This window comes from Mycobacterium sp. 1165178.9, assembly GCF_001673555.1.
GTDB lineage: Bacteria > Actinomycetota > Actinomycetes > Mycobacteriales > Mycobacteriaceae > Mycobacterium.
Genome location: NZ_LZMB01000464.1, coordinates 1 through 16542 on the forward strand (window position 1 = coordinate 1; position 16542 = coordinate 16542).

At 67.5% G+C, this 16542-nt stretch carries 12 protein-coding genes and 2 pseudogenes; 8 read left to right on the plus strand and 6 right to left on the minus strand.

Annotated elements, in window-relative coordinates; genetic code table 11:
- Together A5652_RS19965 and recD are read left to right on the plus strand one after the other, a co-directional pair.
- Positions 1-768: pseudogene (locus tag A5652_RS19965) on the plus strand (exodeoxyribonuclease V subunit beta); the annotation flags it as partial.
- Between the two features lie 11 nt (positions 769-779).
- Positions 780-2483: an exodeoxyribonuclease V subunit alpha gene (recD, locus tag A5652_RS19970; RefSeq protein ID WP_067355532.1), complete on the plus strand. Its 1704-nt coding sequence runs from the start codon at positions 780-782 to the stop codon at positions 2481-2483.
- Here the strand turns inward: recD and A5652_RS19975 are convergent.
- Entirely contained in the window at positions 2470-3039 is a 570-nt protein-coding gene (locus tag A5652_RS19975) for a phospholipase D-like domain-containing protein (RefSeq protein WP_067355494.1), read from the minus strand. The two genes, recD and A5652_RS19975, sit on opposite strands and share 14 nt — an antisense overlap.
- Before the next feature lie 152 nt (positions 3040-3191).
- Between A5652_RS19975 and A5652_RS19980 the strand changes: the two genes are divergently transcribed.
- Positions 3192-3923, plus strand: a complete 732-nt coding sequence (locus A5652_RS19980) for a TVP38/TMEM64 family protein (protein WP_067355535.1) — start codon at positions 3192-3194, stop codon at positions 3921-3923.
- A gap of 51 nt (positions 3924-3974) precedes the next feature.
- A complete protein-coding gene (locus tag A5652_RS19985) occupies positions 3975-5225 on the plus strand; it encodes an HNH endonuclease signature motif containing protein (protein WP_067355498.1) in 1251 nt (416 codons plus the stop codon).
- Between the two features lie 246 nt (positions 5226-5471).
- Here the strand turns inward: A5652_RS19985 and A5652_RS19990 are convergent, their stop codons facing one another.
- Entirely contained in the window at positions 5472-6425 is a 954-nt protein-coding gene (locus tag A5652_RS19990) for a class I SAM-dependent methyltransferase (protein ID WP_067355501.1), read from the minus strand.
- A gap of 2 nt (positions 6426-6427) precedes the next feature.
- Complete coding sequence (locus tag A5652_RS19995) at positions 6428-7378, minus strand: class I SAM-dependent methyltransferase (protein ID WP_067355505.1); 951 nt, start codon at positions 7376-7378, stop codon at positions 6428-6430.
- Between the two features lie 163 nt (positions 7379-7541).
- On the opposite strand from A5652_RS19995, the gene A5652_RS20000 reads away from it, so the two are divergent.
- Complete coding sequence (locus A5652_RS20000; RefSeq protein ID WP_067355509.1) at positions 7542-9917, plus strand: lysylphosphatidylglycerol synthase transmembrane domain-containing protein; 2376 nt, start codon at positions 7542-7544, stop codon at positions 9915-9917.
- Positions 9918-9921: 4 nt separating this feature from the next.
- Here the strand turns inward: A5652_RS20000 and A5652_RS20005 are convergent, their stop codons facing one another.
- Positions 9922-12555 carry a GH92 family glycosyl hydrolase gene (locus A5652_RS20005; protein WP_067355512.1) on the minus strand — a complete coding sequence of 878 codons (2634 nt, stop codon included), beginning with the start codon at positions 12553-12555 and terminating at the stop codon, positions 9922-9924.
- Between the two features lie 201 nt (positions 12556-12756).
- Here A5652_RS20005 and A5652_RS20010 point away from each other — a divergent pair, with 201 nt between their 5' ends.
- Entirely contained in the window at positions 12757-13434 is a 678-nt protein-coding gene (locus A5652_RS20010; RefSeq protein ID WP_067355516.1) for an LpqN/LpqT family lipoprotein, read from the plus strand.
- An 87-nt stretch (positions 13435-13521) separates the two neighbouring features.
- A complete protein-coding gene (locus A5652_RS20015; protein WP_067355519.1) occupies positions 13522-14007 on the plus strand; it encodes a hypothetical protein in 486 nt (161 codons plus the stop codon).
- A 6-nt stretch (positions 14008-14013) separates the two neighbouring features.
- Here the strand turns inward: A5652_RS20015 and A5652_RS20020 are convergent, their stop codons facing one another.
- Entirely contained in the window at positions 14014-15114 is a 1101-nt protein-coding gene (locus A5652_RS20020) for a galactokinase (protein WP_067355523.1), read from the minus strand.
- Positions 15111-16214: a galactose-1-phosphate uridylyltransferase gene (gene galT, locus A5652_RS20025; protein ID WP_067355528.1), complete on the minus strand. Its 1104-nt coding sequence runs from the start codon at positions 16212-16214 to the stop codon at positions 15111-15113. The genes A5652_RS20020 and galT overlap by 4 nt, the downstream gene beginning before the upstream one ends.
- 111 nt (positions 16215-16325) lie before the next feature.
- On the opposite strand from galT, the pseudogene A5652_RS20030 reads away from it, so the two are divergent.
- A pseudogene (locus A5652_RS20030) lies at positions 16326-16542 on the plus strand (FUSC family protein); the annotation flags it as partial.

The window sequence follows — 16542 nt, forward strand, 5'->3', positions numbered from 1 at the left end:
GCCGACCCGTTTGCCGCGGACCTCGCCGGCGAGCTCGAGACGCAGATCCGGGCGCACTCGGCGTGGTGGCCCGTCGCTGCGGCCCCCGAGGAGCTGGCCGCGGCGATGGTGCCGATGCACGACACGCCGCTGGGCCCCTTGACGGACGGCAGGACGCTGCGCCAAATCGGTCTGCCGGACCGGTTGCGCGAACTGGACTTCGAGCTTCCCCTGGCGGGCGGTGACCGCCGCTCGACGGCACCGCAGGTTCGGCTCGCGGATCTGGCGCCGCTGTTGCGCGCGCACCTGCCGAGCGATGATGTGCTGGCGTCGTATGCCGACCGGCTGGCTGAACCCGGCCTCGGCGATCAGTCGCTGCGGGGATACCTCACCGGGTCGATCGACGCGGTGCTCCGCGTCCCCGACGGATCGGGACACCGCTTCGTGGTGGTGGATTACAAGACCAACCTGCTCGGAGACCCCGAAGGGCCGCTGACCGCCGCCGACTACGACCGGTCACGGATGGCCGAGGCGATGCTGCATTCGGACTATCCGCTGCAGGCACTCTTGTATTGCGCGGTGCTGCATCGGTTTTTGCGTTGGCGGTTGCGCGATTACGATCCGGGCCGGCATCTCGGCGGCGTCCTCTACCTGTTCGTGCGGGGCATGTGCGGCGCGCGGACGCCCGTGCTCGACGGCCACCCGGCCGGCGTTTTCGATTGGCGGCCGCCCTGGCCGTTGATCGCGGCCCTGTCCGACCTGCTCGATGCCCAGGGGATGGCCGCGTGACGGTGGAAGTCATGTCCGCGACCGGGCCGCTGCGCACCTTCAGCGATGCCGGCGTATTCGAGGCCGCCGATATCCATGTGGCGCAACGGCTCACCTCGCTCACCGGCGAATCCGACGAGCGGGTGGCGCTCGCGGTCGCCCTGGTGGTGCGTGCGCTGCGGGGTGGTTCGGTCTGCGTCGATCTGCGTGCGGTGCACGCCCAGATCGAGGAAGCCGACCTGCCCTGGCCCGACGCCGACGACTGGATAGCTGCGGTACGGGAGAGCGCATTGCTCGGCTCGCCGCCGGTGCTGCGACTGCTCGGCAACCTGCTGTATTTCGACAGATACTGGCTCGAGGAAGAGCAGGTGTGCACCGACCTGCTGGCCCTTGCGGTAACCCCGACTTCCGTCGAATCGGCCAGCTACGAGCGGCTTTTCGGCCCCGGCTATGAGGAACAACGGGCGGCCGCCGAGATCGCGGTCGCGCAGGCGCTGACCGTGCTGACGGGCGGGCCCGGCACCGGTAAGACCACCACGGTCGCGCGCCTGCTCGCCCTGCTGGTCGAACAGGCGGAGCGGGCCGGTCTGCCGAGACCGCGGATTGCGTTGGCCGCGCCGACCGGCAAGGCGGCGGCGCGGCTGGCCGAGGCGGTGGCCGCGGGAAGCGACGAGCTCACCGCGGCGGACAGGGCGCGGCTGACCGGCCTGCCCGGAACCACGCTGCATCGCCTCCTGGGTCCACGGCCGGATACGTCGGTGCGTTTCAAGCACAATCGCGGCAATCGACTACCGCACGACATCATCGTGGTCGACGAAACCTCGATGGTGTCGTTGACGATGATGGCCCGGCTGGTCGAGGCCGTCCGGCCGGACACCCGGCTGATTCTGGTGGGTGACCCCGACCAGTTGGCCTCGGTGGAAGCCGGTGCCGTACTGGCCGACCTGGTGGACGGATTGGCCGCACGCGACGACGTGCGGGTCGCGGCCCTGCACACACCGCATCGTTTCGGGACCTCGATCGGCGCCCTGGCCGAGGCGATCCGGGTCGGTGACGCGGACCGTGTCGTGCAATTGCTGGCGGCCGGCGGTGGGCACATCGAGTGGGTGAACTCCGAGCGCCCGGCCGAGCGGCTGCGTGAGGTGCTGGTGGCTCACGCCTTGCGGCTGCGCTCGGCCGCGCTGCTGGGCGCGGTGACCGAGGCGTTGGAGACCCTGGACGAGCACCGGCTGTTGTGTGCGCACCGCGAGGGGCCGTACGGGGCGGTGCACTGGAACATGCAGGTGCAGAAGTGGATTGGCGAAGTCACCGGTCAGCCGGCCTGGTCGCAGTGGTATGCCGGCCGTCCCTTGCTGGTGACCGCGAACGACTATGGGCTGCGCCTCTACAACGGCGACACCGGCGTGACAGTGGCCGCCGCGGACGGCCTACGTGCCGTCGTCGCCGGCGCCACCGGGCCACTGGACTTCGCGACCAGCCGCCTCGGCGAGGTGGAGACGATGCATGCCATGACCATCCACAAGAGCCAGGGCAGCCAGGCCGACGAGGTGACGGTGCTGATACCGCCGGAAGATTCACGATTGCTGACGCGAGAATTGTTCTACACGGCGGTGACGCGGGCGAAGACCAAGGTGCGGGTGGCGGGCCCCGAGGCGTCGATCCGCGCGGCAATCCAACGCCGCGCGGTGCGCGCCACCGGATTGCGGCAGCGGCTGCGGTCGTTCAGCCAGCAGTAGGCGCGCTACCGGATCGCGCCTTCGCGGCCATCTGCTTGAGCATGCCGTCGTGGATGATGTCGATGCGTGAGCGGGCCTCCGCGCACACGTACGGATCGCGGATCACGGTGAGTTGGTTGTCCTGCTTGGATTCTCCGCCGGTGGACCAGTTGGTCGAGCCGGTGATGACGTCGACACCGTCGATGATCACCATCTTCAAGTGCATGATCGCCGACTTCTCACTGTGGCCGATTGCGATGCTATTGCCGATCTTGTCGTTGAGCCACGCGGCCAGTAGCGGACGCTCGGCGGCTCCCGCGGCTTGTGTGGAGTCGAGACTCATTTGCACGTAGACCTTTTCGTCGTTCAACGCGGACTGCAGCACCGAATTGAGCTCCGCGTCGTCGAAGCCGTACATCGCGACGATGATGCTCTTGCTAGCCGACGTCAACAAGCTTTTGAGCGCCTCGTGCACCTGGTCGACGGGGCTGTAGAACGTTCGGGTGGTGTCGGGATAGCCGGGCGGGAACGGCACCGCTTTGAACTTGTCCAGTTCGGTCAGCGAACTCAGTGCCATGGCGGTTGCTCCTTACAACGCGGGAGAGATCCAGCACCAAACTTCAACTCCGGCGATATGCGGCACTCTACGGTGATCACGCTCGCGCCGCGGCGAGTTGGAAACAGCCGGGTGCGTCCAGCGCGCGGCGGTGCGGAACAATCATGGCCAACATGGACGACAGTGACGGTCCCCCACCACCATCGCGCCGGGTCCACATCGTGCGGCTCGCGGTGTTCGGCGGGTTTCTGGCCGTGGTCTTCTATCTGGTGGCCGTCGCGCGGGTGATCGACATCGACGAGATCCGGCGCGTCGTGTCGGCGACCGGTCCCGCGGCGCCGCTGACCTACGTCGTGCTCTCAGCGGTGGTGGGCGCGTTGTTCGTCCCGGGTTCGATTCTGGCCGCGGGCAGCGGGTTGTTGTTCGGCCCGGTTGTGGGTGTCTTCGTGACGCTCGGCGCGACGGTGGGTACCGCGATCGTCGCGAGTTTTGTCGGCCGCCGAGCCGGCCGGGCCAGCGCCCGGGGCCTGCTCGGGGACAAACGTGCCGCCCGCCTCGACGCGCTGATCGAGCGGCACGGGTTGTGGGCGGTCGTCGGCCAGCGCTTCGTCCCCGGCATCTCGGATGCGCTGGCCTCGTACACGTTCGGCGCCTTCGGCGTTCCCGTGTGGCAGATGGCGGTTGGCTCTTTCATCGGGTCGGCACCGCGGGCGTTCGTCTACACCGCGCTGGGCGCCTCGATCGGCAATAGGTCATCGCCGTTGGCCTACGCGGCGATCACGGTGTGGTGCATCACCGCCGTCGTCGGCGCGTTCGCCGCGCATCGCGGATACCGCAACTGGCGTGGACACGCGCGTCGCGACAAGAACAATGGTGCGCCAGAGGCGAATTCGGAAACTCCCTAGCTGGGGATCGGGCAAACCGGATTTGTCGGAGGGCGCTGCGATGATGACATTATGTCCCCGACCGCGATTGCAGCCAGCGTCGAAGTGCGCCCGAAGGATCGTCTCGAGGTGCTGTTCGAGGAGATGGCGGAGCTAGCCGGTCAGCGCAACGCGATTGATGGGCGCATGGTGCAGATCGTGGCCGAGATCGAGCGTGACGGGCTGTGCGGCATCACGGGTGCGCGCTCGGTGCCGGCGTTGGTGGCCTGGAAGCTGGGCTGCTCATCGGCGAACGCCCACACGATCAGCACGGTGGCGCGCCGGTTGGCGGAGTTCCCGCGTTGCGTCCAGGGCCTGCGGGAGGGTCGGTTGTCGCTGGATCAGGTCGGGGTCATGCCGACGCGCGGTGGTGAGGGGTCTGATGAGCACTATGCGCAGTTGGCCGCGGTCGCCACGGTCAATCAGTTGCGTACGGCGGTCAAGCTGGAACCGCGGCCCGACCCCGCGCCGCGGCCAGAACCGCAGGCAGTGATCACCAAGACCGGCGACGAGTGGGGCAGCTGCTATCGGATCACACTTGGCCGTCATGAGGCGGCGAAGTTCGACGCCGCCTTGGCGTCGCATCGGGATGCGCTGATCGCCGAGTGGAAGCACGATCGCGGCACTGGCCAGGGCTCTTCGGATACCGCGCCGCCGTTGCCGGGGAGCGCCCAGGCATTTATGCGGCTGGTCGAGGCTAGTTGGGATGCTGAGGCGGCGCGGCGCCCGCATGGGCAGCACACCACGGTGGTGGTGCATGTCGATGTGGCGGCCCGCGTCGCGGGACTGCATTTGGGTCCGCTGCTGACCGATGCCGAGCGGCGTTATCTGACCTGTGATGCCACGTGTGAAGTGTGGTTCGAACGTGGCGGCGAGGTGATCGGTGCGGGCCGGTCGACTCGGGTGATCAGCCGGCGGCTGCGCCGCGCGCTCGAGCATCGGCATCCCACGTGCGCGGTCCCCGGATGTGGTGCCACCCGGGGTCTGCACGCCCATCATTTGCGGCACTGGGAAGACGACGGCGCTACTGAGCTGGACAACCTGGTGCTGCTGTGTCCATATCACCACCGGTTGCATCATCGAGGTGCCATCACCATCACCGGACCCGCCCGCGACCTCGTCGTGACGGACAGCGCGGGGAACGAACTCCACCCCGGATCGTTGGCCCGTGTGCCGAAGAACCCCCCGCCCGCCGTCCCGCCGTGTCCCGGGCCCACCGGCGAACGTGCCGACTGGTGGTGGTATGACCCCTTCCAACCCCAGCCACCACCCACAATCAACTAGCTCGGTTACCGGGGCCGGCCGCGACGGGCTACGTATCGCAGCTCAAACACGTTGGGGTATAAGGAATTCGTTCCTGCTGCGAGCTGGCTACCGTGCGTGGAGATCGGGGTCGGGAGCCCAACCCGCACCGCCGTCCTGCGATCCCAACGCCTGCGCAACCCCTCATCAACACCCGCGGTGCTGGTGGCGCACCAATTGGAGCCAAGACTGGCGGCTGGCGGTTACAAGCTGAAGTAGTACAAAGGATTAACGGTGCCGGTCCGACCGGTGCGCCGCCACAAACAGATTGCTGGGCACGTAGTCCCGGACTTCCTCGGGCGCCGCGCGCCCGTAGCCGGCCATCAAGTCGTCGGCCGGTGTCACCGTCACGTCCCAGCCGTGGCGGCCGAACCACTCGCCGACGTCCTCACGCTCCTCGAAATACCAAAGCTCGTCGGTCCGCGGCATCTCGCGGTCCGGATCGACGCCGGCCATAAGCCCGCGAATCCGGTCCATCCGCTCACGACGCTTGGCGCGGGCCTGCGGGTCAAGGAATTTCGGGCCCAACGCCTCCACGGCGACCCGGCTACCGGGAACGGTCAACGCCTGAATGCGGTCGAACAGCAATTCCTGCGCCGCGGCCGGCAGATACGGCATCAAGCCCTCGGCCGACCAGACGCTGGGCGCGGCGGCGTCAAACCCCGCCTGGCGCAACGCGGCCGGCCAATCGTGGCGAAGGTCCACCGGGACCGCGATGCGGTTGCAGGCGGGCTGCGCCCCATGCTCGGCCAGCGTGGCCGTCTTGAAGTCCAGCACCCGGGTCTGGTCGAGCTCATAGACCGTGGTGCCCGCGGGCCAGGCCAACCGCCAGGACCGCGCGTCCAGGCCGGCCGCCAGGATCACCGCCTGGCGGATGCCCGCGCCAGTGGCTTCGAGAAAGAACTTGTCGAAAAACGCGGTGCGCGAAGCCATGTAGCCGACCATCGACTGCATCTGTAACGGCAACGTCGGTTCGGCTTCGATGACCTCGTCCGGCAGCTGACCGGCGGAGTGCCAGTTCCACACGCCGTCGCCGGCGGCGTCGAGGAAAACCTGCGCGAATGGATCTGTGATCAACGGGTTTTCGTTGCGAGTCTCCGCCGCGCGGGCCGAGGCCACACCCAGCGCGGTTGCCCCCACGCTTTCGGTGATCTCCCAGCTGTCGTTGTCGGTTCTGGCCACTCTCAGTTCCTTTCAGTGCGCTGCGCCGACACGAACAGCGTCTGCGGCGTGGCGTCGTCGATGTCTCGTGGTGGTCTGCGGTCGTAGCCGGCCATCAGCTCGGGAGCCGGGGTGACCGTCACATCCCAGCCGTGCCGGCCCAGCCAGTCGCCCACGTCTTCGCGTTCCTCGAAGTACCACAGGTCTTGCACATCGGGAATGTCGCGGTCGGGTTCCAGCTCGGCTATCAGGTCGCGCACCCGTTGCATCGTTTGGCGTTGCCGCTCGCGGGCGCCCTCGTCGAGGAAGTCGGGGCCGGGCGCCTCCACCGCGATCCGGCTGCCTTGCGCGCCGAGTGCCTGTACCCGCTCGAACAACAGCTCCTGGGCAGCCGCCGGCAGAAACGGCAACAGCCCCTCGGCCGACCACACGCTGGGCGCCGACGCGTCAAATCCGGCCCGCTGCAATGCGGACGGCCAGTCGTGGCGCAGGTCGACGGGAACGTTGACCAACTCGCAGGTTGGCTGGGCGCCCTTGTCTTCCAGCGTCGACGCCTTGAAGTCCAGCACCCGCGGCTGGTCGAGCTCGTAGACCGTGGTGCCGTCCGGCCATGGCAGCCGCCAAGCCCGCGAGTCCAGCCCCGCCGCGAGGATCACCACCTGCCGCACACCGGCGGTGATGGCGTCGAGGAAGAACTTGTCGAAGAACGCCGTCCGCGCGGCCATGTAGTCGACCATCCTCTGCATGCGCGGCTTGAGGTCCGGATCGGTCTCGGCGATCTGGGCGGGCAGGTTTTTCGGGGCGAACCAGTCCCACATGCCCTGTCCGGCGGCCTGCAGGAACAGGCGCGCGAACGGGTCGCTGATCAGCGGGTTTTCGCTCTCCGTCTCCGCGGCCCGGGCCGCCGCCACGCCGAGCGCCGTCGCCCCGACACTCTCGGTGATCTCCCAGCTGTCGTTGTCCGTCCTGGCCACGCCGGTGCCCTCCTGAAATTCGCTAGCACGCCTACCTACCCGACCCTACGCGCGCCAGCTGAGTGGGAGCTGTCAACGAACCCGGTATTGAGTTAACTTGTCGGCGGGCCACTTAGCAGGCCGAAAGCAAGGTGCCGGCGCGAACCCGAGGGATCGTTAATACATGCGAGTTGACGGGCGCGACATAGTCGTTTCCGGCAACTTGCTGCACCCGCTGACCCGGCGGACCAATGACCTGCTGCGGCTGATGCTGGCTTCGCTCTTCTTGGCGTTGGTGATCACGGGTTCGGTCATCACCCGCCCGCAATGGATCGCGCTGGAGAAATCCGTTTCGCAGATCGTCGGCGTCTTGTCACCGACGCAATCCGACGTGGTGTACCTGGTGTACGGGTTCGCGATCGTGGCTTTGCCATTCATGATCCTCATCGGCCTGATCGTGTCCGGGCAGTGGAAATTGCTGGGCGCGTACGCCGCTGCGGGGTTCAGCGCGATCCTTGTGTTGTCGATCAGCGCCAGCGGCATCGCGTCACCACGATGGCACTTCGACGTACCCGATCGGCTCAGCACGGTTCCGGCGCAATTTCTCGACGACCCACGCTGGATCGGCATGCTGGCGGCGGTGCTGACGGTTTCGGGCCCGTGGCTGCCGGCACGCTGGCGCCACTGGTGGTGGGCGCTGCTGCTGGCCTTCGTCCCCATCCATCTGGTGGTCAGTGCCATCGTCCCGGCGCGCTCGTTGGTGGGCCTGGCGGTGGGGTGGATCGTCGGCGCGCTGGTGGTGCTCGTGGTCGGAACTCCCGCGCTCGAGGTCCCGCTGGAGGCCACGGCGCGTGCGCTGGCCAAGGGCGGCTTCGCCGTCTCGCGGCTCACCGTGGTCCGGCCGGCCGGCCGCGGCCCGCTGATTCTTTCGGCCGACGGCGAACATCTCGGGGAGACAGCGCTGATCGAGCTGTACGGCCCGCATCAGCGCAGCGGCGGCGCGCTGCGCCAGCTGTGGGGAAAGCTGCGGCTGCGCGACGCGGAGACCGCTCCCCTGGTGACCTCTATGCGCCGCGCCGTGGAGTACCGCGCGTTGATGGCGATCGCCATCGGTGATGCGGGCCTGGCCAACACGGCGACGGTCGCCGTCGCGCCGCTGGACCGGGGGTGGATGCTCTACTCGCACCGGCCCCCTCTGGGCACGCCGATCGACGAGTGCGCCGAGACGACTCCCGTTGGGCGACTGTGGGAATCGCTGCGAGTTCTCAACGACCGTCAGATCGCCCACGGTGACCTGCGCAGCCATCACATCACGGTGGAGGACGACACCGTGATGTTCGGCGGGTTCGGCAGCGCCGAATACGGGGCGACCGAGGCCCAGCTCCAATCCGACATCGCCCAGCTGCTGGTGACCACCTCCTCCCTCTATGACCCGAAGTCGGCGGTGCGCGCGGCGATCGAGGTATTCGGCAAGGACACCATTCTGAGCGCGTCCCGCCGGCTCACGAAAGTCGCTGTGCCGCGATCCATTCGGCGGTCGGTACCCGACGCCGGAGCCGTCATCTCCGGCGCGCGGGCCGAGGTCAAGCGCCAGACCGGCGCCGATCAGATCAAGCCACAGACCATCACCAGGTTCACCCGCAGCCAGATCGTCCAGCTGGTGCTCTTCGGCGCGCTGGTCTATGTGGCGTACCCCTTCATCAGCACGGCGCCGACGTTCTTCTCCCAACTAAGGACCGCGAACTGGTGGTGGGCGCTGCTGGGCCTGCTGGTTTCGGCGCTGACCTACGTCGGTGCGGCCGCCGCGCTGTGGGCGTCTGCCGACGGCATGGTGAACTTCTGGAAGCTGTCAATCGCTCAGGTTGCCAACACTTTTGCCGCAACCACCACCCCGGCGGGCGTCGGCGGGCTGGCGCTCAGCACGCGATTCTTGCAGAAGAGCGGCTTGTCGGCTATGCGAGCGACCGCCGCCGTGGCCTTGCAACAGTCGGTACAGGTGATAGCGCACCTGGCGCTGCTGGTGTTGTTCAGCGCCGCGGCCGGCGCCTCGATGAATCTGCGGCATTTCGTCCCGAGCGCGACCCTGCTGTACCTGATCGGCGGGATCGCGCTGGGCATTGTCGGCACGTTCCTGTTCGTGCCGACGCTACGCAAGTGGCTGGCGACCGAGGTGCGCCCCAAATTGAACGAGGTGGTGACCGATTTGGTCAAGCTCGCGCGCGAACCGCGGCGGCTGGCCCTGATCCTGCTGGGTTGTGCGGGCACCACCCTCGGCGCTGCGCTGGCGTTATGGGCCAGCATCGAAGCCTTCGGTGGCGGAACGACTTTTGTTGCCGTCACCGTCGTCACCATGGTCGGTGGGACGCTAGCGTCTGCCGCTCCAACGCCCGGCGGTGTCGGAGCGGTCGAAGCGGCGCTGATCGGTGGCCTGGCCGCGTTCGGTGTGCCGGCGGCCGTCGGCGTCCCGTCGGTCCTGCTGTACCGGATGCTGACCTGCTGGCTACCGGTGTTCGTCGGCTGGCCGGTGATGCGGTGGCTGACCACCAACGACATGGTCTGAGCGGTCAGCTCTCGGATTCGGCCTCAGCGACCACGAGAACGGTCGAGGTGCGCACGGTTTGGCCCACCGTGGTGGTCAAAGACACCAAGTAGTAATCCTCGGGCACCGACTGCGCGACCGTGATCGGGACGGTGACGCTGGCAGATCCGTCGGCACCGAACTGACCCGTCGCCGGCTTCACGCCGATCCCGGCATCCGAAGACGTGCCGGCGACGGCGTAGCCGTCGGCGGCGTCGATCAAGCGTTGCGCATCGAGGGTCACGCTGCCCGTGTGTCCGGGCGCGATCGTGACGACGGGCTGCGCAACGTTGACGGCCACCGCGGAACTGCCCGCCCCGAACGACGGCGGCGAGTCGGCTTCGGCTGTGCCCCAATGCTTGTCCGGGTAAGCGGCCAGCGAATACGCCAGCGTGCCGCCGGTGCTGATGATCGATTCGGGCAGCGACGTGCGGTCGGTTGCCTGCCCGTCGACCTTGAGGCCGCTGATGTATTTGAGGTGGTGGGGCCCGGACGCCCCGGGGGCGGCGATTCGAATGGATTTGCCTGCGGGCAGCGCGATTTCGGCGCGATCGAAAAGCGGCGCGCCCACGGTGAGGATCGGGGTCCCCGGGGTGGCCGGGTACAGGCCCAGGGCCGCCCACACGTACCAGCTGGCCAGCGCGCCCAAGTCGTCGTTGCCGGGCTCACCGTCGGCGGTCGGCACGAACAGCCCGCGCACCCGGTCGACCGTGCGCTGGGTCTTCCACGGTTGACCGATGTAGTTGTACAGCCACGGCACACCGAAACTCGGCTCGTTGCCGGCCCACAGATAGGGCTGGTTGGGCCCGACATTGAGCTTCTCGGTAAACCGGTCGAGCCGGTCGGCCACGGCAGCGCGGCCGCCGAGCGCGGTCACCAGGCCCGCGACGTTGTGCGGTACCGACCAGACGTATTGTTCGGCATTGCCCTCGTCGTAGCCGACCTGGCCGAAGTTTTCCGGGGCTACCACAAACCCGGGACCCCGCCGGAAGAAGCCGGTCCAGCTGCGCGGCAGGATGTATCGCGTGGTCGGGTTGAACAGATTCTGCCAGTACTGCGCCCGGTGCGCGAACTCGGTGGCGGTCGTGGGCTCACCCAACTTATCGGCGAATCGAGAGATCGCAAAGTCGTCGAGCGACCACTCGAGCGTGATCGACGCGTCGGCGATCCAGCCATTGCGCCCGAACTCCAACGTGAACGGCGCATACCCGAACCGCTGGTAGGTGGCGATGCCGCGACGCTCCACGTAGCCGCTGCGGCCCACCCCGCCGTTGGTCGCCCCGTCCACCATGTAGCGCAACGCCGACTTGGCGTCGAAGTCGTTGGCCCCGAACGTATTCAGGTTCACAATGAGGGGTACCACGCTATCGCCGGTCATCTCGCCGGTTGCCGCGTTGGCGAACGCCCAGCGCGGCAGCGCACCGCTCTGCTCGGCGTCGTTCACCAACGACTGGGCCATGTCGCTCGCCCGGTCGGGAAACAGCAACGCCTGCAACGCCGCGAGGCATCGGTAAGTGTCCCAGTCGGAGAAGTTGGCGTACTGCGTGTGGCCGGCGGCCACCGTGTGGATGGAACCGTCGAACCCGACGTAGCGCCCATCGGCGTCGTTGAAAATGTTGGGGTGCAACAGCGATCGATACAGGGAGGTGTAGAAGGTGGTCAGATCGTCGCCGTTGCGGCCGGCCACCGTCACGCGGGACAGCGCGGCGTTCCATTCTCGCGACGCGGCGGCGCGCACATCGTCGAAGCCCGTCATGCCCTCGGCCGCCAAGTTCGACCGCGCACCCTCGATGCCGACGTAGGAGATCGCGGTGCGCACTTCGAGCGTCGAGCCGGCCGGAAAGCCCACATAGCCCCCGCTGTACGGCGCGTTCGCGCTCCGGGCGCCGGCGTAAACGGCACTGCCATCCCAAGATCCGTAAGATGTGAAGGGCTGGCTGAACTTCATCGCGAAGTACACCGTGTAGGCGTTCGGCTTGTCGCAGAACCCGCCGCTGGTGGCCCACCCGGTGATCGTCGTATTGTCCTCACCGATCTGGATGGTCGCGCGGGAGTTGCCCGCCAAGGACGAGCCGGAGCGCACCTGCAGCAGCGCGGCGCGGCCGTTGCGTGGGTAGCTGAAACGGCCGACGCCCGTGTGCGCGGTCGCGGTGAGTTCCGCCCTCACCCCGGTGCCGGGGAACCGCACCGTGTAATAGCCGGGCACCCCCTGCTCGGTGTCGTCGTGGGCGATTTCTTCGGCGGCGTTCCACGGTTGTAGCCCGACCCCGCCGATGACCGGCAGCATCGAGATGTCGCCGAAGGCAGCGCATCCCACCGACGCGTGGGTCATGCTGAAGCCGGTGGAGTGCGGGTTGTCGTAGTTGTAACCGGCGTAGTTGCCGACGGTGTCCGGCGAGTACTGCACCATCCCGAACGGCACGGTGGCGCCCGGGAAGTTGTTGATCTCCCCGACCGTCTCGCCGCCGGTCCCGGTGCCGATGAGCGTCGCGACGTGGTCGACCGTATTCGCCACGAATACGGGCGGACCGTCGTATCCCCTGGGCGGTGCCGCGGCAACGAAGACCATGAAGACGGCCGACGCCGCAATGACCGCAATGAGGGCCCGTCGCGAGCGCATACCTGTCTAATACTCCGAAAGCGACTGCATAAGGCCGTATTCCTGTGGCGTTTTGGGCGACGAATTTACTGACGATCGGCGGTTCGGCGAGGGCGCGGCAGCAGGCCGGAAAAATTTTGGCAAAGCGGCGAGATATTTCGGTTACTGTCATCCCACCATGGCTGGCGCTGGTACCGGCCCAATTTTCGGGAGATTGGATCGATGAAACATTTGACGCTAGCAACCATTTCCGTGGCGCTGAGTGTGGCGCTCGTCGGTTGCGGCAGCGACAACAAATCCGGTGATAAAACCTCGACGACCACTTCGACCACAACCTCGACGGCCTCGTCAACATCGACAACGGGCGCGGCACCGGCGGCCAAAGCCAAATACACCATTGCCGACTACGTGAAGGACAACAACATCGCCGAGACGCCGGTGCACCACGGCGATCCCGGCCCGAACGTCGACTTGCCGGTGCCCGCGGGCTGGCAGCTCAACCAGAACTCCGGCACCTCCTACGGCGGCATCGTGCAGCTTCAGCCCGCCAATCCCTCCGATCCGCCCACGGTCTCGGCGCTGTTTTCGCGCCTGAGCGGCAATGTCGACCCGGCGAAGCTCATCCAATACGCGCCGGGCGAGGTACAGAATCTGCCCGGGTACCAGGGCCAAGGTGACGGCTCCGCGTCCACGCTCGGCGGTTACCAGGCCTGGCAGATCGGTGGCACGTACCAGCGAGGCGGTCAGACCCGCGCCATCGCCCAGAAAACGGTGATAATTCCCAGCCAGGGCGCGGTCTACGTGCTGCAGCTCAACGCCGATGGGCTGGAGGCCGATCAAGGCCCGTTGATGGACGCCACCAACATCATCGACGATCAGACCACCATCACCGCCGGCTGAACCCGGATGCGCGGCCGCGGAGCCCGGGTCTCCGCGGCTTCGTCGCATCGCTAGGCGGCCGAGATCCGTTGGCTCTACGCTGAATGCATGACGGAGCGGGCATATGCGGTAGATGCCGGGCATCCACCCTCGGCGCTGATGCGTCTCGTCAATCCGGTGATGAGGTTTGTGCTGCGCAGCCCGCTGGCCGGTCTGGTCCGCAACCAGTTCATGGTGCTGAGTTTCACCGGGCGCAAGACGGGCCGGGCGTATTCGATTCCGTTGAGCGCCCACCTGATTGACGGTGAGCTCTACGCGCTGACCGGCAGCCCGTGGAAGCAGAACTTCCGCGGCGGCGGACCGGTCCAGGTCGTGTACAACGGCAAGACGACGGCGATGCGCGGTGAGCTCATCCGCGACCGGGCCGTCGTCTCCGATCTGTTGTTGCGCTGCGCGCAGTCCTATGGAGCCCAGCGCGCACAACGCATGATCGGGCTGAAGTTTCGCGACCAGCGCATACCGACACGCGATGAATTCGCCGAGGCGGTCGACCGGCTGCAGCTCGGTGCGGTCCGGCTGAGTCTGGCCGAATAGGCCAGCTCACGCAGGTCCCGCACCCGCGGCCGCGCGGGTGCGGGTGACGAACGGTTGCTCGAATCCGGCGTCGGCCGCGGCGCGCCGCACCGCCTCGCCGACCGTATCCGCACGGTCCACGGGCACGAGGGCGATCACACAGCCGCCGAAGCCACCGCCGGTCATCCGGGCGCCTAACGCGCCCGCGCGCACCGCGGTGTCGGCGATCAGGTCGATGCGTTCGGTGGTGATCTCGAAGTCGTCACGCATGGAGGCGTGCGAGGCGTTAAAGATCCGCCCGGCTTTGGGATAGTCCGAGTCACGCAGCGCCCCAACGCAATCGATGACCCGATGGTTTTCGGTCAGCACGTGGCGGGCGCGGCGGGCATCGACGGGGTCGCGCACGCCGGCCAAGACGGCGAGGCCCTGCCCGCCCGCGACGTCTTGCACCTCACGCAGCGACGATGCCGACAGATCGGCGGCGGCCCGTTCACACGATGCGCGCCGCGACGCGTAGTCGCCGCCGGCGTGGGTGTGGCGCTCCCGGGAGTCGATCAGCAACAACGAGACACCCGCGGAATCCGGATCGAAAACCACCGGCGTGACGGTGAGGTCGACGAAGTCGATCAGCACCGCCGTCGCATCCCGACCGAAGAGCGCCGCCAGCTGATCGAGTAAACCCGTTGGCGCGCCGACATATTCGTTCTCGCCGCGCTGGGCCAGCCGGGCCTGTTCTGTTGCGTCGATGCGAAGACCGGCGGCCGAGGTGATCGCGCCCAGCGCCGCGCACTCCAGCGCCGCCGAGGACGACAGGCCAGATCCCATTTCCACGTCGCTGGTGATCGACATCGTGCCGCCGGGCACCGGATGGCCGCCCTGGCGCAGCGCCCACACCACCCCGGCCACGTAGGCGGCCCAGCCGGCCACCTCGCCGGGAGCGGTCTCGATCCGAACGGGCACCGGGGCATCGGCGCGGTCGCTGATGACGATGATCGCGTCGTCGTCGCCGGGGATGAATGTCGCGATGGTGCGCTGCGGTAGCGCGATGGGCAGCGCGAAACCCAGGTTGTAATCGGTGTGTTCGCCGATCAGATTGATCCGTCCCGGCGCGGCGTAACGGATCGTCATCGCAGTTGCCGCAGCCGCTCGGCCACGCTCTCCGGCGCGACATCGCCAATGAAGGCGTCCATCGCCGATTCCGAGGCCGCCAGGTACTTGAGCTTGGTGGCGCTGCGCCGGATCGACATCAATTCGACGTGGAAGTAGCCCTCGGCTAAAGCGGCGGTATCGGCGTATTGGTGTAGCGCCGAAATGTAGGGCAGCGGTGCGGAATACATCCGGTCGAAGCGTCCGAGCACGTCGAGGTAGACGGCCACGAACGCGTCCACTTCAGCCTCGCTCAGTTCGGTCAGGTTGCGCACGAACCTGTTCGGGTAGATGTGCACCTCGACCGGCCAACGCGCCGCGAACGGCACGAAAGCGGTGAACAGCTCGTCGCGCGCGATGATGCGGCCGCCGTCGGCGACCTCATGTGCCAGCAGATCGCCGAAGAGGTTGGTGCCGTGCTGCTTTCGATATTTGTGCGCCTGCTCCAGCATCGTGGTGGTGCGCGGCGTCAGGTAGGGATAACCGTAGATCTGCCCGTGCGGATGGGTCAGCGTCACCCCGATTTCCTCGCCCCGGTTTTCGAAGCAGAACACTTGCTCGATTCCCGGCCTTGCCATCAGGTCGGCGGTGCGATGCCGCCACGCCTCGACGACCAGGCGCGCGTGCGCCGGCTCCAGCTCGGCGACGGACCCAGTGTGGTCGGCGGAGAAACAGATCACTTCGCAGCGGCCATGTCCGGGCGCGGTCACGAACCCGCCGTCGGCGGGCACGGGCGCCGTGGCGGGCAACGACGGCAACGCGCCGGAGAGGCTGGGGAATCGGTTCTCGAACACGACGACGTCGTAGTCGGGGGCCGGCACCTCACTGGTCAGCCCGGTCGGGCCCGGACACAGCGGGCACGCCTCCGGCGGCGGCTTGTAGGTGCGGTCCTGGCGCAGTGCCGCGATGATCACCCACTGCCCGGTGCTTCGGTCGAACCGCAGCTGCGACTGCGCGGGGGGTTCGGCGGCACGCGGCGGCAACGGCCGGCGATCCTCGACCGGCGCCGGGCGATGCCCGGGCAGCGCGAAGAACAGCAGGTCACGACCGTCAGCCAGCTTCGCGCGCGTCGGCGGAGTCACGATGTCGAAGACTAGCTTGGTCGCGGCGGCGCGGTTCGGGTAACCATGTTGGGTAAGCGCAAGAGAGGCGGTCTGTCGATAACTGTTCTCTACGAACGCGCCCGCAATTGGGTGATCGGCTCCGATCCTGGCTTGCTTCGGCTGCGGATGGCGACTCGGACCACGGCCGCGCTTGGCCTTTCCCTGCTGGCGCTTTTCATTCTGACCAGGGCGACGGGACAACCGCTGACCGTCGCCCTGCTGGGCGTCGTCATCACCATGGTCGCGTCGCGCTCCGTCAACGAACCCGACCCGCGACAGCAGCGGATCACCATGGCGCTGCTGCCCC